The 19,014-nt window shown below is 63.8% G+C and carries 14 protein-coding genes; 4 read left to right on the top strand and 10 right to left on the bottom strand.

Annotated features, from left to right (window positions below):
* Window positions 1-161: 161 nt before the first annotated feature.
* Window positions 162-953 carry a DUF5819 family protein gene (locus HX613_RS09195; RefSeq protein ID WP_235345047.1) on the top strand — a complete coding sequence of 264 codons (792 nt, stop codon included), beginning with the start codon at window positions 162-164 and terminating at the stop codon, window positions 951-953.
* Window positions 943-2,100 carry an HTTM domain-containing protein gene (locus tag HX613_RS09190; RefSeq protein WP_235345046.1) on the top strand — a complete coding sequence of 386 codons (1,158 nt, stop codon included), beginning with the start codon at window positions 943-945 and terminating at the stop codon, window positions 2,098-2,100. Before HX613_RS09195 ends, HX613_RS09190 begins: the two co-directional genes overlap by 11 nt.
* Before the next feature lie 165 nt (window positions 2,101-2,265).
* On the opposite strand, the gene clpB is transcribed toward HX613_RS09190, so the two are convergent.
* Window positions 2,266-4,866, bottom strand: coding sequence for an ATP-dependent chaperone ClpB (gene clpB, locus HX613_RS09185; RefSeq protein WP_235345045.1), 2,601 nt, complete (start codon window positions 4,864-4,866; stop codon window positions 2,266-2,268).
* A gap of 122 nt (window positions 4,867-4,988) precedes the next feature.
* Window positions 4,989-6,566, bottom strand: a complete 1,578-nt coding sequence (locus tag HX613_RS09180) for a Na+/H+ antiporter (RefSeq protein ID WP_235345044.1) — start codon at window positions 6,564-6,566, stop codon at window positions 4,989-4,991.
* Window positions 6,567-6,723: 157 nt separating this feature from the next.
* Here HX613_RS09180 and HX613_RS09175 point away from each other — a divergent pair, with 157 nt between their 5' ends.
* Both HX613_RS09175 and HX613_RS09170 read left to right on the top strand, forming a co-directional pair.
* A complete protein-coding gene (locus HX613_RS09175) occupies window positions 6,724-7,503 on the top strand; it encodes an enoyl-CoA hydratase (RefSeq protein WP_235345043.1) in 780 nt (259 codons plus the stop codon).
* Between the two features lie 77 nt (window positions 7,504-7,580).
* The gene (locus HX613_RS09170; protein ID WP_235345042.1) at window positions 7,581-8,513 is read left to right on the top strand and encodes an NAD-dependent epimerase/dehydratase family protein; all 933 of its coding nucleotides are present in this window, start codon (window positions 7,581-7,583) and stop codon (window positions 8,511-8,513) included.
* Window positions 8,514-8,654: 141 nt separating this feature from the next.
* On the opposite strand, the gene HX613_RS09165 is transcribed toward HX613_RS09170, so the two are convergent.
* The 8 genes from HX613_RS09165 to HX613_RS09130 all read right to left on the bottom strand — a co-directional run bounded on the left by HX613_RS09165 (window position 8,655) and on the right by HX613_RS09130 (window position 18,952).
* The gene (locus tag HX613_RS09165; RefSeq protein ID WP_235345041.1) at window positions 8,655-9,467 is read right to left on the bottom strand and encodes an SDR family oxidoreductase; all 813 of its coding nucleotides are present in this window, start codon (window positions 9,465-9,467) and stop codon (window positions 8,655-8,657) included.
* A 2-nt stretch (window positions 9,468-9,469) separates the two neighbouring features.
* Complete coding sequence (locus HX613_RS09160) at window positions 9,470-11,287, bottom strand: FAD-binding dehydrogenase (RefSeq protein ID WP_235345040.1); 1,818 nt, start codon at window positions 11,285-11,287, stop codon at window positions 9,470-9,472.
* A 227-nt stretch (window positions 11,288-11,514) separates the two neighbouring features.
* Window positions 11,515-12,453, bottom strand: a complete 939-nt coding sequence (gene pheA, locus HX613_RS09155; RefSeq protein ID WP_235345039.1) for a prephenate dehydratase — start codon at window positions 12,451-12,453, stop codon at window positions 11,515-11,517.
* Window positions 12,450-13,250 (bottom strand): glycosyltransferase family 2 protein, encoded by an 801-nt coding sequence (locus HX613_RS09150; protein ID WP_235345038.1) that lies wholly within the window; start codon window positions 13,248-13,250, stop codon window positions 12,450-12,452. The genes pheA and HX613_RS09150 overlap by 4 nt, the downstream gene beginning before the upstream one ends.
* Before the next feature lie 75 nt (window positions 13,251-13,325).
* Window positions 13,326-14,204, bottom strand: coding sequence for a DUF5926 family protein (locus HX613_RS09145; protein ID WP_235345037.1), 879 nt, complete (start codon window positions 14,202-14,204; stop codon window positions 13,326-13,328).
* Window positions 14,205-14,261: 57 nt separating this feature from the next.
* Window positions 14,262-15,179 (bottom strand): GTP pyrophosphokinase, encoded by a 918-nt coding sequence (locus HX613_RS09140; protein WP_235345036.1) that lies wholly within the window; start codon window positions 15,177-15,179, stop codon window positions 14,262-14,264.
* Between the two features lie 120 nt (window positions 15,180-15,299).
* Entirely contained in the window at window positions 15,300-17,780 is a 2,481-nt protein-coding gene (locus HX613_RS09135) for a response regulator transcription factor (RefSeq protein ID WP_235345035.1), read from the bottom strand.
* A 377-nt stretch (window positions 17,781-18,157) separates the two neighbouring features.
* Window positions 18,158-18,952 carry an exodeoxyribonuclease III gene (locus tag HX613_RS09130; protein ID WP_235345034.1) on the bottom strand — a complete coding sequence of 265 codons (795 nt, stop codon included), beginning with the start codon at window positions 18,950-18,952 and terminating at the stop codon, window positions 18,158-18,160.
* Window positions 18,953-19,014 lie beyond the last annotated feature (62 nt).

Raw genomic sequence — 19,014 nt, 5'->3', positions numbered from 1 at the left:
CGGGTTCGTGAAACACCGGGGATGCTCGGGCTGAACTTCCGGATTCACTGACGTACCCTAGAGTCTGTATGAATGCACCCTAGCCACTGGGGAGATCCTGAGCAGTCCAGTTCTGGTCAAGGCGGATTTCGCAAAGTGGCGCACCAGATTCCAGGACTGAGATGGACACAGACAAGACTGAGACGAAGGCCGCCAAGCGGCCGGTCGTCAAACGCGTGCTGATGGTTGTGGCCATGCTGCTGACAGCGTTTCACCTGCTCGCAAGCTTCCTTTGGATAGCTCCGTCGTCGACGGCGCGGGAGGTCTTCCCGGGGAACCTCCTCTCCGAGTACATGATTCCGTTGTGGGGCCAGTCGTGGAGCGTCTTCGCTCCCGAGCCGATCAATGGCGACTACTACTTCGATGTTCGCGCGGTCGTGAAGACTCCCGACGGTGGAGAAGAGGTCACCGATTGGGTGCGCGCCACCGATGTCGAACTCGACCATTCGACCTACAAGCTCTTCCCCCCACGCTCGGCGGGACTGGGCATCGGGGTCGCCTCCGACATCAAGGGATCGTGGGAGGACCTGCCCAACGACCAGAAGGCGATCGTCAAGCTCGACTACTTCAAAGGTGCTGATTCCGTCGACCGGTTGACGACGAAGTTGGGAGAGTACGACGATCCCGACGGCGCCGTGGACGGATATCTGGAGAGCGAGCACCTGGCCACGGCCTATGCGACTCAGGTGGCCAAAGCGATCTGGGGTGAGGACGTCCAGCGCGTCCAGTACCAGGCGTCGAGACAGAATGTTGTGCCGTTCGCACAGCGCAACGACGACGGTGCCGAACGTCCGAGCGTCCAGCCGGTTCCGGTCGGCTGGCGAGCACTGGTGTCCGAACCACACCAGTCCGATGAGGAGTTCGCGAAGTACTTCTGTGCCTCCGACGAAGTGAGGTGCGCAGATGAGCAGTGACAAGGACATCCGCGTCAAGGGTGAGGAAGTCGAGGGTGAAGACATCGGCGTGCACGGATCGAAGTCCGGGAAGGCAGCGCCGACGAAGACTGCAGCGTCGACGGCAGCGGATTCGAACGAGCATATTCCGATCTCTTCCCGCGTCCTTGGGAGTATCTCGCGGGGCTGGAACTGGCTGGAGGAGATGCTGACCGGCCGCTATCACGCGACATATGGCCTCGCGGTGACTCGTATCCTCATCGGTGTGACCGGACTCGGCCTGCTGCTGACGAACTTCAATGCCAGGCACTATGCCTTTGGCGTGGGCAGCGCCTGGAACGGGGAGATCGCCGAACCCAAGAGCGACTTCCCAGACATCTGGCTGTTCTCGCTCTTCCACAGAGCGGTGACCAACCCGCCGCTGTTCACCGCCATGATCATCGGTCTGGCCATTCTCGCCGTCGTCATTATCCTTGGATGGCGGACCCGCATCGTTCTGCCGTTCTACCTGGTCCTGTGGGTGAGCTTCATCGAGCTCAACGACGGTGCCGGCGATCAGGGCGACAACGCCTATCGCATGTTCATGATTGCGATGCTCTTCGCCGACACCACACGGCGGTGGTCGCTGGACGCCAGGCGCAAGAGACAGCAGAACCCGGAGTTCCCCGAGACCGACGGCGGCAGCTACCGCTGGGCACTCATCATGGCCAACAACCTCGCGATCGTCGTGCTGGCCTTCCAAGTCTGTGCGATCTACATGTCGGGTGGACTGTACAAGGCAGGCGGGGCCGCTTGGCAGCACGGATTCGCGGTGTACAACCCGCTGCACACCCAGCAGTTCGGAACCTGGCCGGTGCTCTCCGACCTGCTCACGGCCTGGGGGCCGATGGTCGTCGCCGTCTCGTGGGCCTCGGTCCTGTTCCAGTGCGCGTTCCCGTTCATGCTGTTCAACCGGTACACGCGAATCGTGGGCCTGGTGGGCATCCTCTCCTTCCACCTGGGAATCGCCCTGCTGATGGGATTGCCCTGGTTCTCGCTGACGATGATCGCCGTCGACGCCATCTTCATCCGCGACCGCAGCTTCGAAAAGCTCCACAAGCTGGTGGGACGCTGGTGGGCGTCGACGACCGACGGCATGGAACGCGCGAAGGCGAAGTCCGCGCGCTGACCGCTTAAATGTCGCTCCGGAGGCCAAGTGCTGGGACTGCGCACGTAGTGTGCGCTGATACAGGTCGCGGCGAGGAGCGGTCCGGGGATGACTCAGGTTAGGGAACAGTACACAGGTTGCAACCCATGTACTGTTCCCTAACCTGAACATCCTCACCGATGCGCGTCACCGCTTCGGGCGCAGCTCCAGGCCGGTGGTTTCCGGATCCTCGGGCAGGCCGATGACGATGTCGTCGCCGTCGGCCACGTCGCCGGACAGCAGCCCGCGGGCCAACTTGTCTCCGATCTCGCGTTGGACCAGCCTGCGCAGGGGGCGGGCGCCGAAGGCAGGGTCGTAGCCTTCTAGGGCGAGCCAGTCCTCGGCGGCATCGGTGACCTCGAGCGTGATCCTCCGCTCGGTCAGGCGAGACGCCAGTCGCTGGATCTGCAGGTCGACGATCGAGGACAGTTCCTCTGTGCTCAGTGCGTCGAAGAGCACAATGTCGTCGAGGCGGTTGAGGAACTCGGGTTTGAACGTCGAATGCACGACGCCCAGCACCGCATCCTTCTGCTCCTGGGCACTCAGCGATTTGTCGACGAGGAACTGCGAGCCCAGGTTCGAGGTCAGGATGAGGATCGTGTTCCGGAAGTCGACCGTGCGTCCCTGACCATCGGTGAGGCGACCGTCGTCGAGGACCTGGAGCAGGATGTCGAAGACGCTCGGGTGCGCCTTCTCCACCTCGTCGAGGAGGACGACGGAGTAGGGGCGACGCCGCACAGCCTCGGTGAGCTGACCGCCTTCGTCATAGCCGACGTAGCCCGGAGGCGCACCGACGAGACGTGAGACAGTGTGCTTCTCCCCGTACTCACTCATATCGATCCTGATCAGGGCCTTCTCATCGTCGAAGAGGAAGTCCGCGAGGGACTTCGCGAGCTCCGTCTTGCCGACGCCCGTGGGGCCGAGGAACAGGAACGAGCCCGTCGGGCGGTCAGGGTCGGCGATGCCGGCACGTGAGCGACGGATCGCATCGGAGACCGTGCTCACGGCACTCTTCTGGCCGATGAGACGCTTGCCGAGCACATCCTCGGCACCCAGCAGCTTCTCGACCTCGCCTTGGAGCAGACGACCTGCGGGGATGCCCGTCCAGGACGCGACGACCTCGGCGATGTCGTTGCTCGAGACACGGTCGCTGACCATCGGATCGGTCTCGGATTCGGCATTCGCCTCCTCCGCCTCGGCGAGGTCGATCTCCTTCTGCACTGCGGGGATCTCCCCGTAGAGCAGGCGCGAAGCCGTCTCCAGGTCGGTGTCGCGCTGAGCCCGGTCCGCCTGGGAGCGCAGCTCGTCGAGCTTCGTCTTGAGCTCACCGACACGGTTGAGGCCGGCACGCTGGGATTCCCAGGTGGCCTCGAGTCCGTGCAGCTCCTCCTCTCGATCGGCCAGATCGGCACGCAGGGCGCCGAGGCGCTCCTTCGATGCCGTGTCCGTTTCCTTGGACAGGGCCATGTCCTCCATCTTCAGGCGGTCGACGGTGCGGCGGAGCTCATCGATCTCGACCGGGGCCGAGTCGATCTCCATGCGCAGCCGGGATGCGGCTTCGTCGACGAGGTCGATAGCCTTGTCCGGCAGCTGGCGGCCGGTGATGTAGCGATTGGACATCGTTGCCGCGGCGACGAGTGCACCGTCGTTGATCGAAACCTTGTGGTGGGCTTCGTAGCGTTCCTTGAGTCCACGCAGGATCGCGACCGTGTCCTCGACGCTGGGTTCTCCGACGTAGACCTGCTGGAACCTGCGTTCCAGAGCCGGGTCCTTCTCGATGTTCTCACGATACTCGTCGAGCGTGGTCGCGCCGACGAGGCGCAGCTCACCACGGGCGAGCATCGGCTTGAGCATATTGCCAGCGTCCATCGCGGAGTCTCCGGTGGCGCCGGCACCGACGACGGTGTGAAGCTCATCGATGAAGGTGATGATCTGACCATCGGCGTTCTTGATCTCCTCGAGGACGGCCTTGAAACGCTCCTCGAATTCGCCGCGGTACTTCGCGCCGGCGACCATCGCGGACAGGTCGAGGCTGATCAGCGTCTTGTTGCGCAGGGATTCGGGCACGTCTCCGGCCACGATCCGCTGGGCCAGCCCTTCGACCACGGCGGTCTTGCCGACGCCGGGCTCGCCGATGAGGACAGGGTTGTTCTTCGTCCTGCGTGAGAGGACCTGGATGACCCGGCGGATCTCCTTGTCGCGTCCGATGACCGGGTCGAGTTTGGCCTCGCGTGCGGTGGCCGTGAGGTCGACGCCGTACTTCTCCAGCGACTGCATCGTGTCCTCGGGATTCTCCGAGGTGACCTTCTTGCCTCCGCGCAGCTCTGGCAGAGCGGCCAGCAGGGCATCGCGACCGGCACCATTGCGGCGCAGGGCGTCACCTGCCCCGTCCTTGCCTGCGGCGGCCGCGAGCAGAAGGTGCTCTGTCGACACGAACTGGTCGCCGAGGCTGGTCATCTCCTCCTGCGCAAGATTCATCATCTCGAGTCCGGCCCGTGACAGCCCCGGCTGGGACACGGTTTGACCGCTGACGGTGGGGAGGCCGTCGATTGCCGAGCGGACCGCTGCCAGCACGGTTCGTGTGTCGGCACCGACCTTCGTCACCAGGTTCGAGGCCAGCGAGTCCGGCTGTTCCAGCAGGGCAGCGACCAGGTGGGCGGGCTCGATCTGATTGTTTCGCCGAGCCACGACGTCATTGATGGCCGATTGCACCGTCTCGCGTGATTTGGTTGTCAGCTGTGCGTCCATGCGCATCTCCTTCACAGATGTTCTTCGCAGCTGTTCTGTGAACAGCAGTTGCTCTCGAAGAGTTCAACACCAACAAAGTTGAGTCTATTCCACTCAACTTTGAAAAAGCGAGTGGGTCTGCCTCACCTCAGCAGCACTGACTGGAGGTCGAAGCGGCGCAGCACCCTGTCGGCGATCTCCGGATCGGTACCGCGTTCGCGTCGGGCCTTGAGCACCTCCGTGCGGGCGGACTGCAGCGCCTTGGTCTGCACCTTCGCCATCGCCTCGCGGTTCTCCTTCAGCGTCGTCGCCTGCTCCGAGCTGACCTGGTCGTCAGAGGTCCCCAACAGCTGCGAGTAGAGGACCTTGAAGCGTGCGCGCAGAGGCTCGGCCACCTCGTCGGGCAGGCTGTCGTCGTTCTTGATCTGGAGAAGTGCGGCCTTGTACGCGCGGCGTGCGATCTCCGCGGTGTCCGCTCGCTCCTTATCCGCCTCGTCGTCGATGCCGAGGACGTTGACGATGGTGGGGAAGGTGAGCCCGGCCAGCACCAAGGTGACCAGCAGGATCACGGCGGCCGCGACGAGGATGTAGGAGCGGCCGGGGAACGGCTCGCCGGTCGCGGTGGTTGCCGGAATCGACAGAGCCAGGGCGATCGTCGCCAAGCCGCGCATTCCGCCCCAGGTCATGAGGGTGGCATCCCTGATATTCAGTGGTGCGGCATCCGGATCCTCCTCCCGGCGCTTGTTCTCCAGCACGGTTCCGATGAGCAGCCAGCCGAACCGCACGGCAATGACGATGAGCGCGATGCCCAGCCCCACAAGCACCGCTCGACCCAGGTCGGCATGCTCTGATTCGACGACCATGCGCAGGTCGAGGCCGATGAGGCCGAAGGCGATGCCGGTGATGAGCATCTCCAGGACCTGCCATGTCGAGGCCTGGGTGACGCGTTCGGCTGAGTTGGCCTCGACGTCGCGTCGGCGCACCTCGAGAGCGGCTACGACGACGGCGATGACACCGCTGGCATGGAGGTGCTCGGCGATGAGGTAGACGCCGAAGGGCAGCATGAGCATGAGTGAGGAGCGGGCGATCGTATGGTCGATCTTCTCCATCACCCACCACACGATGAACACGACGACGAGGCCGACCGTGATGGCGATGATCGCAGAGATGAGGAAGGACAGGGCCAGCTGCCCGAAGTCCACCTCGGTGTCGGCCATGGCCGCCGCCATCGCGGTCTGGAAGATCACGAGTGACGCGGCATCATTGAACAGCCCCTCGCTCTGCAAGGTCGACATGATCCGCCGAGGTATCGACACGGTTCCTGCGACCGCATCGACGGCGACGGGGTCGGGTGGGGCGAGCATGGCTCCCAGCGCCACCGCAGCGGCGATGGTGATTCCGGGAATGAGGAGCACCGCGGTCCCGGCTACGGCCGCCACCGTCACGCCGACCAGGGCGACTGCCATGCCCAGGATCGTGCGCCAGCGGATGGCGAAGAGCGCCCATGACGTCTTCTGTGCTGCCGCGAACAGCAGCGGGGGCAGGAACAGGGGCAGGATGAGCTCGGGCTCGATGGTGATCTCGGCGAACGTGGGAATGAATGCACCTGCGATGCCGATGACCACCATCAGCGCGGGCCAGGGGAGGCGCAGCTTCTGGCCCAGGCCGACGACCACGCTGGTTGCGGCACCGAATCCGATGATCATCAGCAGGGTTGTCATGGCAGTCTCCCTCGGTATGGTGGCATGTCTGCGCACCGGAACTAACGCATCGATGTCAGTCAGCATCGTCTGCACGAGGGGTGCCAACTGAGGACCTCGAAGGAAATCCACGTCAGGTTTCCGCGCCGGACCAACGATATTTTGGCAGAATGCTGTTATGTCTGACTCAATTGTATTCTCTCTGGCCGAGGACGCAGTCGCGACGATTTCGATCAACGAACCGGAGACTCGGAACGCGCTGTCGCGCTCCGTGATGAATGACCTCATCGCCACCCTCGCCGAGGTGGGGAAGCGCACCGACGTCCGTGCAGTGATCCTGTCCACCGCAGGACACGTATTCAGCTCCGGCCATAATCTCAAGGAGATCAGCGGGGCGAAGCTGGAGTCGCAGCAGGAGACCTTCGCCGTCTGTTCTGAACTCATGCAGCTGATTCAGTCGATCCCACAGCCGGTCATCGCGCAGGTCCAAGGGGTGGCGACCGCAGCTGGGTGCCAGCTTGTCGCCAGCTGCGACCTGGCGGTGGCTGCGCAGTCGGCCCGATTCGCCACGCCGGGGGTGAAGATCGGCCTGTTCTGCTCTACTCCCATGGTGGCGCTGACTCGGGCAGTGCCGGCGAAGACGGCGCTGCGGATGCTTCTGACCGGAGACTTTCTCAGTGCGGCCGATGCACTGACATTCGGACTGGTCTCCGATGTGGTTGCCGATGACGAACTCGAGACAGCGACTGCCGAGCTGGCGCGGAAAGTCGCGTCAGCCTCGTCGGCTACAGTGGCAGTAGGCAAAGCAGCGTTCTACGAACAGCGTGATCTGCCTCTGGCAGACGCCTATGCGCACATGTCGGAGGTGATGGCGCACAACGCCGTCGCAGCCGATGCACAAGAGGGAATCGACGCATTTCTGCACAAGAGAGAACCTCAGTGGCAGCATCGGGACTGACAGTGTGATTTCCTATGACTGTGAACTTGTTCGGATGAACCGGATGAGACGCTTCAGACGATGATGGAGGATCAGACGTGGCGGTAATCGTGACCGGAGCCAGCGGCTTCATCGGTGGCGCCATCGCCCGTGCCCTGGCGACCAGGGACGAGACGGTCTATGCCCTGGGGCGGCGCGATCCTGAGATCCTAGGTGTGAATTTCCAAGAGTGGGATATCACGGAACCCGCGGACGGTGCGGTGGAGTCTCTGGCGAAGAAGGCCACCGCGGTCTTCCACTGCGCGGGCATCTCGAAGGTCAATGCCGATGACGATGAGCTCTACGCTGTGAAGGTCACCGGCACCAGAAACGTGCTCGACGCATTCCCCAAGGCTCGGATCGTACACATCTCCTCGACGACGGTCTATTCCTCGAACGTGCATCATGCGGACCTGTGGGAAGAGGCCGGCCCCAAAGACCCGAACGATTTCCACGATGCCTACTCCAGGACGCACGCTCTGGCTGAGCAGCTCGTGACGCGGATCCGACCCGATGCGGCGATCCTCAGGCCGGCTGCGATCTACGGCCCCGGCGAGTCGATGCTCATGCCGTATCTGAGCCGAGTGGCGAAGAAGGGGGTCCTGCGACTTCCCGGCGGCGGCAGGCAGAAGCTCACCCTGACCCACATCGACAACCTCGTGCGAGCGGCGATCGCCTGCGTCGATGTGCCTTCGGCCTCGGGTCCGTTCAACATCGGCGATCCGACCCCGTACAAGCTCAAGGACGCCGTGTCCACTCACTTCGCGCGCATGGAGTACGACCCAGTCGTCATCGAGGCGATCGCCAAGGACAAGGCGCTCTTCGCTGCGAAGCTGGGGCTGAAGATCAAGACATTCTTCAAACGCGGCAACAGCACCGAGTTGTTCCTCGTCGAGTACCTCCAGCACGATCGCACCTACAATCTCACTCGTCAGCAGCGGGTGCTGGGAATCTCGACGACGCAGTTCCTCCTGCCCTCACGATTCCAGTAGCAGCTCTCGGGTCAACTTCCGCTCTCGGTGAGCAGCCTCAGCAGCTCTCGGTGAGTAGCCTCAACAGCTCAGCAGCTCAGCAGCTCAGCAGCTCAGCGTGACCTCAGCGCCGCGAGCCAGGGCCGTGGGATCGTGGGGAACTCACCGCTTGAGCCCGTGCTGGCCGGCGATGATCCGCGACACCACGCTCCGCGGAAGTGCTCGTTTGAGCAGGAACGGCAGCGGCGACCTGCTGCCCACAGCATAGAACTCGCGGGGTCTTGCTGTGTCGATGGCCTTAACGATGGTTGCGGCGACGGTCTCGGGCGAGATTCCCTGCCGCTCGTTGTCATCGAGGTGTTCCAGCATCGTGGTCACATCGTCGGTGTAGACGGAGCCGGGGTCGAGGTACTTCGTGCGCCGGTTGCCGATGCCGGTGGCGATGGACCCGGGCTCGACGACGCTGATCCACACCCCGAACGGTGAGAGCTCTTGGCGCGCGGCTGTGGCGAATCCGCGCAGGGCGGCCTTGGCCGCCACGTAGGAGCTGCGATGCGCCAGGGGGAAGCTGGCGAGCATGGAACCGACCATGATGATCCGGCCGCGACGCCGTTTGCGCATGCCGGGCAGGGCGAGTTGGCTCAGCCGCACAGGTCCGAAGACATTCGTGCGGAACAGTCGGTCGACGGCCTCGGGCGGAAGCTCCTCGAAAGGACCGGACTGACTCTCGCCGGCGTTGTTGACGAGAACGTCGATGTCGGCGACCTCGTTTCCAAGAGCCTCGACGCTGTCGGGATCGGCGAGGTCCAATTGCAGATAGCGCACGCCGGGGACCCGCTCGGACTTCTCGATCCGCTCAGGGTCTCGGCTCGTGGTCAGGACCGTGCAGCCTCTGTCTGCCAGCACTCTGACCAGCGCGGCGCCGATGCCGGAGGTGCCGCCGGTGACAAGCACCGTGAGGTTCGTGTTCACCATGGTCAGCGCTCCGCTCGATCCCCGTCAGACGTATCGCTCTCGTACCAGACCGCGGTCGGGCCGGCCTCCGAGCTTCCTGCCACGGCCCGTCCGGCGCGCATTCCGGAGAAGATGCACCCGCCCAGGAACGTCCCTTCGAGCGCGTTGTAGCCGTGCATCCCTCCGCCCCCGAACCCCGTGACCTCACCGGCGGCGTAGAGTCCGGAAATCGGTGTGCCGTTTCCCCCGATCACCTGGGCGTCGAGGTTCGTCTCCAACCCGCCCAGCGTCTTGCGTGAGAGCAGACTCAGACGTACCGCGATGAGTGGTCCGTGGGCGGGGTCGAGGATCTTGTGCGGTTTCTGCACCCGCACGATCTTGTCGCCGAGGTAGTTCCTGGCATTGTGGATCGCCTGCACCTGCGCGTCCTTGGAGAACGTGTGATCCATCTGGCGATCACGTTCGACGATCTGTTCGACGAGGTGGTCATGATCGATGACGGGGCCCCGTGAGCGTTCATTCATCCCGGCGACCAGCTCTTCGGTGGTGTCGGCGACGACGAAGTCGGGACCGAACTGTTTGAACGCTTCGACCGGGCCGGGCGCATCGGAGGACCGGGCACGGTCGAGAGTCAGGCGCCAGTCCTTCTTCGTGATGTCGGGATTCTGCTCCGAGCCTGAGAGTGCGAACTCCTTGCGGATGATCGACTCATTGAGCACGAACCACGAGTAGTCGTGGCCGGTCGAGATAATGGTCTTCATGGTCCGGTTGGTGTCGAACCCGGGATAGTTCGGTGCGGGGAAGCGATTGCCCTCGGCGTCGAACCACAGTGACGAGGGTCCTGGAATGATGCGGATCCCGTGGTTCGGCCAGACCGGATTCCAATTCTCTATGCCCTCCGTATAGGCCCAGATCCGGTCCCGATTGATCAGCCTCGCACCCGCGTCCTCGGCGATGGAGAGCATGCGACCGTCGACATGGGCAGGCACTCCGGCGAGCATCCTCTGCGGAAATTCGCCGAGGCGCTCGACCGGCCAGTACTGGCGCATGAGTTCGAAATTGTGTCCGATGCCGCCGCTGGTGACGATGACTGCGGGAGCACGGAATTCGAAGTCTCCGAGCTCCACGCGGTTTGAGGCGACCCCTCTGCCGGTGTGGCTGGGGGCAAGTGTTCGTCCGCGAACCCCGACGACACCGCTGCCGTCGCCATGGCCACCGTCCTCACCGGTGCCGCGGTCCTCGACGATCAGCTCATCGACTCGATGCCGGAAGCCCATCGTCACGAGGCCTGCGGATTCCGCCCGCTCCACTGGTTCGCGGAAGACCCGGACCACCTCGGGGCCGGTGCCCCAGGTGAGGTGGAACCTCGGCACGGAGTTCCCATGTTCGGAGGCACCGGACCCGCCTCTTTCTGCCCACCCGACGATCGGTGTCAGGCGCAGTCCCAGATCATGCAGGTAGCGGCGCTTGTCTCCGGCGGCGAACTCAAGATATGCCTCGGCCCACTGCCGTGGCCAGTGATCCTCGTCCCGGTCGAAGCCCGCCGAGGTGGCCCAATCCTGGCGCGCCAGGTCGAGCGAGTCGTGGACACCGAGTCGGCGCTGTTCGGGAGAGTCGACGAGGAACAGTCCACCGAGGGACCAGAAGGCCTGACCGCCGAGGCTGGCCCGATTCTCCTGGTCGAGGATGAGCACTCTGTTCCCGGCGAGACTGAGCTCATAGGCGGCGACGAGTCCCGCCAGGCCGGCCCCGACGACGATTGCGTCGTAAGCCTCGGTGCCGCCGTGCGCGCTGTTGGTGCCGGTCGCTTCTGAACCGGTGGCCGGTGAAGTGATTCCCATGGGCGACTCCTTCGTCGATGTGTGGGCCGTGCGACCCGTGCATACTCAGACTACTGTTCTCCGGGCCGGCAGAACCCCCACGCACAAGGATTGAAAGTGGACTCCCGTTCGATATCAGCAAGGATTTCGAACGGGAGTCCACAATCACGGCGGCTACGCGAAGCTCGGCACAATCACGGCGGCTACGCGAAGCTCGGCACGATCGCGGCGGCTCGAACTCAGCGGCTTCAGGCGTTCAGCGTCGAGTCCAGCCAGGCGGAGGCGGCCGCGAATGAGTCGTCCGTGGTCGTCGGATCGAGGGGCACCGTGGTCTTCGAAGCACTGGGATAGCTGCCGAGGAAGCTCAGACTGCGGGTCACTCGGTGGACTCCCTGCAGGGCATCGGCCATTCTGGCCTCGTGCACATGGCCCAACAAGTCAATGGAGAATTGGTAGAGTCCGAGCCCGTCACCAGTGGGCCGAGATTCGATGCGCGACATGTTCACACCACGGCTGGAGAACTGTTCGAGCATCTCCAGCAGAGCACCGGCGCGGTCGGAGCGCAGTGAGGCTACCACCGTGGTTTTGTCCGACCCCGTCGGCGGGGGAATGGTGCCGGGACGGGTGACGACGACGAACCGGGTCTCGGCGTCCTGGCGTTCCCCGATGTCGTTGGCGAGGATCTCGAGGCCGTAGCGTTCGGCGGCGATGGCAGGGCATACGGCTGCCACATGGTCGGCGGCGTCGTTGGCCAGATCCCGTGCGGCCGCGGCAGTCGAGGAGGTCGGGAGGTAGACGGCATCGGGGAAGTTCGCAGCCATGAACGTGCGCACCTGAGCCTCACCGTGCGGGTGGGACCCGAACGAAGTCAGCGTGCTGGGATCGGTCCCCGGCTTCACCGCCAGGACGAAGCGAACGGGCACGACCACCTCGGCGACGATCTGCAGCCGACCATGATCGGTCAGGGCGTCGATGGTGGCGGGAACACCGCCCTCGATGGAGTTCTCGATCGGCACCACAGCAGCCAGGCAATCGCCGTCGAGGACGGCCTCCAAGGCTGCGGTTCCATTGCGCATGGGCTGGGTCAACGCGCTCGAGCGCAGGTCGTGGGAGTCGAGATACTGCAGGAGTGCTGCCTCGGTGAATGTGGCCTCGGGGCCCAGGTAGGCGTAGCGATCGGCGCTCATATCGAGGCTTCCTTCTTGTCGCGCAGCTTCTTGGCGCGCAGCCTGCGCACGAAGATCGCACGCGCGACGTCGCGGTACTGGGCCGCACGGTGCATCTGTGCTTTGAGGCCCTTGCCGGTGACTCGATGGTAGAGGTCGCATTCGACCTCCTCGACCCGCAGCCCGGCATTGACGACGTCGATCGTCATGGCTGTCTCAACGCCCCAGCCGGCGGCGAAGGGCAGCGCTGCGTCGAAGGCCTCACGGCTCAGGCAGCGCATGCCCGACAGCGGCTGAGTCGCTTCGAATCCGCTGAGTTCGGCGATGCCCTTCTTCGCGAGCCCGACGACGAAGCCGAACCCTCCGCCCTTGCGCTTCTGCGCGGGCAGGATCGCAATCGTCATATCGGCTTCACCGGCGAGAACCGGCGCGGCGAGCGGGGCCGTGTTGAGTGCTGAATCCTCCAGATCTCCGTCGATGAAGAGGAGAGCGCGATGGTGCGGGTGCTGGTCGGGATCCGAATCGGAGATCTCACGATTGCGGATCGCGAACGCGCCGGTCATCATCGCCGCGGCCTTGCCTTTGTTCTTGCGGTGAGTGACCACCTCGGCGCCGGCCCTGCGAGCGCGGGCACCGGTGTCATCGGAAGAACCGTCATCGACGACCATGATGATGTCGACACCGGGAATCTGCTTGGCGCTGCGCACCGTCGCTGCAATCCGATCGGCTTCGTTCATCGCGGGGATGATGGCAGCGATCGCGCGCGGAGCAGTCGCCGAGGAGGCATCCGAGTGTGCGGGATTCGACTGTTCGGGCATGGAAACTCTTCTCCTGTCCGGCTCACGCACCGGCGGAGTCGCATGGACTCTCGCCGGTGGCCGTGGCGACGGAACTCAGTGGATGGTCAGCTGGCGAGCAATGATGCCCGAGCGTGCACGGCGTGCCTCGGTGCTGAGAGGTTCACTCGTGTTCATCGCGTCTTCGATGCGCTTGCCGAATTCGCCGATGGGCTCTTCGATGTCATCGACCTGTGTGCCGAATTCGAGTTCCCAGACGGGCACGACGATGCCGTGCGCGCGGAAATAGCCCAGGAAGGTTCCGGGGCCGCCGAGGTCGTTGAGGCCCTCGACCTGAAGACGGGCGAGAGCGTCGACGAGTGCGTCCTCGCCCTCTGGTCGTGCCCAGCGCACGTAGGTGCGGCCGGACATCTCGGTCCAGTACGCGGACTTCACCGAGGCGAGCTTCTCCGTGGGGGAGATGGAGTCATTGGCCTGTTCGAGTGCCGCTGCGACATCGGAGTCCGTCTCGGCTTCTGGCAGCTTCCAGTATTCGAAGGTCTCGAGCACGCGGATCTCGAACGGGTGGTCGGTGTCGAGGATGTCCTGGAGACGCGGACCCTGACCGGGTTCGGTGGTCGCCTCGATCGTGGTCCCCGGCTGCGCCTCGACTGCGGCGAGGATGCCGTGCGCGACATCGCGGGAGGCATCGGTGGATGACACAGGAACCTGCATGCCGGCCAGGATCTGGCCGTCCTCGCGGTGCCAGGCCTGCCACGCGGCGGGCAGCAGAGAGGTGACCGTGATCTCCTGACCACCGAACTCCTCTTTCAGCTTCGCCGAGGCGGTCGCCGCCGGCACCAGCTCGCGCAGGCAGATGAGGTCCGCCTCGAACGGCAGACCCTCGAACGGACGCGCAACGAAAGCCGTGGCCTCTGCACGTGCCAGACGTTTGGCAATGACATCTTCTTTGGATCGCTTCGACTTCTTACCCATGGAAAACAAGTCTAGTCGGTCTGGCGACTCAGGACGCATCCCGTTCACCGGGACGAATCAGCGCTGCACGGCCACCGGGATGAAGTAGCGGGTGGTGTTCGACTCGTCCATCGTCACCTGCAGTTTGTCGCCTGGGCTCGGGAAGGCCGATCTCTCGGGGTTCTCCGGAGTGAGTCCCAGGTTCTCCAGACGGATGATCCCGTGCCGACCGACCTCGTCGGCGGCGAGGACATAGGAATGATTGAGCTCGCGGATGGTGACCTCTATCGACGGGACCTCGGCCGCGGCATCGACATCCGTCACGGTCCGAGGTGGTGAGGCGTTCCCCATCCCCAGATAGGCGCCGACATCGTCAGCGATATAGCCGGCAACCACATCGGCCTGGGCAAGAAGCCCGGAGAGGACGACTGAGAGCCGCTCCTGCTGGGCATCCGATTTCAGTGCCTGACCGGGCTTGAACAGATGCTCCTCGGCGAGCACGCACCACGCATCCTGCATGATCGTGCGCAGCTGCAGCTCAACGAGCACGGATGGTTCGGTGTCGAAGGGAACTTCGATGATGAGATGGCGCCCGCGATAACCGGAGGGCTTAGGCTGGGCGGAGTAGTCCCGCACCTCGGCGACGGAGAGATTCGATTCGTCATTGCTGTCGGTGAGCAGATCCCACAGCGCCGTCTGTTCACGCTCGGTGCGGCACACGGCACGGGCACCGACGACATCGATGACCTGGTTCTCGACCTCGACGGCCTCATGGATCTCGTCATTGGCATCGGCGAGTTTGCGGCGCAGCTTCTCCCCGGCTCGGAGTCGGTCCTTGATCCGTCCGCGGCCGACAGTGACTCTCTCACCCGACAACAGCGCGGAGCCCGAGCACGCGGCCTCGACCCAATCGTTGACCGTCTCCAGGGCGGCCCTCCACGTCGACTCGCGCCTCTCGTAGGCTTCGTCGACCAGTTCGCGGACTGTTGCTGACATCCTCGTCACCTTCCTAGCTCCTGTTTCAACTTCACCAGAAGACGAGGTGGATGTCCATGCTTTCCGCGCGAAGCTTTCTGCGTGAAGATGTGTGCTGTGCTTTGGGCGACGACTCAGCTGTCAGCGATCGGTGGGGAGGTACCCGTATTCGTAGCCGCGAGCCAGCGCATCCCGACGATTGCGGACTCCGAGGCGCGCGTAGAGATTCGACAGTTTGTTCTTGACAGTACCTTCGACAAGGCTCAGCTCAGCCGCGATGGCGGACACCGACGACTGGGTATCCAGCAGGGCCAGGAGTTGCCTCTGCGAGGGGCTGAGCAGGGTGTGACCGGCGCGGATGCGAAGTGTCTCCCCGAGGCTCAGCAGCCGCTGACGAAGTTGCTCCCCGGCACCGAGTCCGCCGGGTCCGCCGATGGCACCGTCGCCGAAGCGGGCCTGGCCCACGCGGAGGTCCTCAACTGATCCGGGTCCGTCAGTCGAGCTTGGGTCGGCAACTGATCCGGGTCCGCCGGTCGGTCCGGGTCCGTCAGCCGAACCAGAGTCGACAACCGTTCCGGGTCCGGTCGGAAAGACCGGTGCGATCAGATCCCACTCGGCGGCGCTGGAACTGCGCTCGATCAGCTGATCACGCAGGGACTTGGGAACCATCGCAACGGGGATGAGGCTGGCAGCGATCCTGCAGTATTCGAGCGCATCGACGAACGCGGAATCTGACTCGACCAGCTCACCCTTGCCCAACAGGCCGGCGGCCTGAACCGCCCGGGCAGCGGCCTTGGCGTGCAGATCGAGTGGATTCTGAGACAGAACTCTGTTCGCCAGGTGCGCCGCGGTCCCGTGTTCGCCGATGGTCAGATGGAGCTGAGCTCTGGCCAGGATGATGTACGGCGATTCGGTCTCGGCATCAAGCAGAACGTTTTGGGCGAGGTGGGTCTGCCCCTGAGCCAGGTGGAGGCAGACCAGAGTGAGCTGCAGAGTATGCAGCAGGAGTCCGTCAGCCGGCAGGGATGAGCGGTTGGCGTCGATTGCCTGCTGCAGCCGTTTGCCCTCGATCCCGACATCGCTGCGCAGAATGCCGAACAGTGACCTGTACCGAACGACTCCGAGCCACGAGTGATGACCCAGAGCGGGGTCGGCCAGACGTGTCGAGTACTGACTTGCCTCGTCGAGGTCCAGGGCGTCCATGGCACGAATCATGCGAGCCAGAGAGTAGGCGGTGAGCGTGTGGGGGCTGGTGAAGCGGGCCCGGTCCTTGAGCTCGTCGAAGTGGCGCAGGTGCACGTCACTCGATGGCCCGTTTCCGAGCATCGCGTGTGCCAGGGCGCTGTAGGCGTGCGCCGGGAGTAGGAGATAAGGGGAGGATGCGGAGGCGAGCTCTGTGAGGATGATCGACCGACGCAGCAGTTGGGCACTGCCTGTGAGATCGCCGACGAACATGCTGGTGATCCCATATTCGAGGTGAAATCGTGCTTCGCAGAGTGGGGTTGCTGCCGACTGGAGATGCCGGGTGTCGTTGATGAGTTCCTGGGCCGCTCGGGCGATGTGGAGGCCCTGGTCCGACCGGCCGAGCAGCTTCTGGCGCCGCATCGAAGCGATGGCCATGATCATGATGTCATCGACGGTGAAGTCGCCGTCCTTGATCCGTTCCAGCTGCGAGTCGAGCGTCGGGACTGCCGCATGCTCGAAGTTGACCTCCTTGAGGACGGTCAGGGCGTCGTTGACTCCGAGGCGCCGTCTGACTTCGTCGACCTGCAGGCAGTCGCCCAGGGCCTCGGCCAAAACTGCAGAGTTGTGAGCCTGGGCCTCAGGGACCTTCGAGAATGCCTCGAGCGTGGCGTCGAAATGGTCGACCATGAGTGCATGGCCCCGGTTTGCCCAGAGTTCGGTCAGTGCGTTCCACTCTCCGGCCTCCGCGACGCGCAGCAGAGCTTCGTCGAAGCCCTCGGAATGATATGCGGCCGGGGCCTGAAGCCATTCGGCGGCGCTTGCACCAAGTGCTCGGCGGGACCGTGATTCGCTGTGTCGATCTCTGGCGTCGTAGAGGCGTCGCAAGATCGTCCTCACGACAGGAGCAATCGTGTGGTGGCCGGTGCGGTCCAGAACTGGGAGCAGCAGGCCGTCTTCGTTCAGGTGCGCTGAGAGGTCAGAGACGTCGAATGGACGTGTGCCTTCTGGCGCATTGGGAATGGAAAACGATCCCAGATGGGGCATGGCGCCGGCGGCGATTGCGAGGGTGTCGGCATTGATGTCGCGCATGAATGACAGCAGGTGGGCAAACCTCAGCTCGGGGCTGTCCGGTGCCTGACGTCGGATCTGCGTCAGAACGTCGGCGGACGGAAGATCCGAGTAGTGATCGGCATCGACTGCCGAGAGGTCATATCCCATTGAGTCAGCGCCCTGCAGAACGGCCTGGCCTGCCAGGAGGTGGCCAGACGTCTGTTGGAACAGACTCTTCCACACTGCGTCGGGCAGTTGGGGTGCGATGTCGGCGAGGCCAGTCGCGAAGGAGCGGACCGTCGTCGCGCGCTCGCCGGGAAAGACGCCTTCACCGGGCGAGGGAGCCGTCGGGGAAACGGGACCGCTCTGGTCAGCGGAATCATACATGGGTGGGGACCTCTGCAGTGGGGATGCGGGGATTATCTACCACTAAGTAATCTATCCGATCTCCGTGATCGAATTCTGCTTACTCAATGTCATTGCTATGTGATTTTCACTAATCTTGTGTTCAAAGATTCCTGCGTGCTGTTTCGGGGGGGTGAACAGCGACACATTTTCTTTAAGGATCACCTTTGAAGTGACGTTTCGTCAATACGGATCAGCGTTGAGAGGGATCTGCATCGGCGCCGAGCATCTCCGTGGCGGCAGCGGCGTGCAGCTGAGCGGGCGCTGCGGTGGGAAAAGCTGCGGGGTGCGGAGGGCGCTGCAGTGGGTGAAACTCTGGGTGAAGCTGTGGGGCGAGGTGGCGGTGTGAAGCGGCCGCTTCACACCTCGAAGTCGACGATGACGGGAGCGTGATCGGACGCGCCCTTGCCCTTGCGTTCCTCGCGGTCGATCTCCGCGCCGGTGGCCTGCGCGGCCAAGGACGGTGAGGCGAGTTCGAAGTCGATGCGCATGCCCTTCTTCTTCGGGAAGGCCAGTCTCTGGTAATCCCAGAAGGTGTAGACCCCTGGGCCAGGTGTGAACTGCCTGGTGACCTCGCTGAGCCCCGCGTCAAGGAGGGTGTTGAAGGCCTGGCGCTCTCGTTCGGACACGTGGGTGAGGCCGTCGAACTCAGCCATGTCCCAGACGTCCTCATCCAGAGGCGCGACATTGAAGTCGCCGCACAGGACGAGCTTCTTATCGGGAGTATCGCGCAGCTGCGCAGAGATATCGGCAGTCAGCGCCCGATACCATTCGAGCTTATAGGTGTAGTGAGGGTGGTCGAGTTCGCGACCGTTGGGGACGTAGAGCGAATACACTCTGACTCCGCCGCAGGTGGCTGACAGGGCACGAGCCTCGACCACGGGGTCTTCGTCGCCGAACGAGGGAATGTCCGCGAATCCGATCTCGGGGTCCTCGAGGCCCACTCGAGAAGCGATTGCCACGCCATTCCACTGGTTGAGGCCGTGGAAGCTGACTTCATAGCCTCGGGAGGTGAACAGATCCTTCGGGAACTGTTCGTCCTTGCATTTGAGTTCCTGGATGGCCAGGACGTCGACGTCGGAGCGATCCAGCCAAGCACCGATTCTGTCGTGTCGGGCGCGGATCGAGTTCACATTCCAGCTCGCGATTCTCACTCTCCCACCCTAAGCTGTCCCGGCCGCAGGCCCAAGCTCAACGGGCAGAACAAGCCGGCAGA

Source organism: Brevibacterium sp. UCMA 11754 (assembly GCF_021532275.1).
Lineage (GTDB): Bacteria > Actinomycetota > Actinomycetes > Actinomycetales > Brevibacteriaceae > Brevibacterium.
This window is presented reverse-complemented; position numbering and strand designations above follow the sequence as displayed.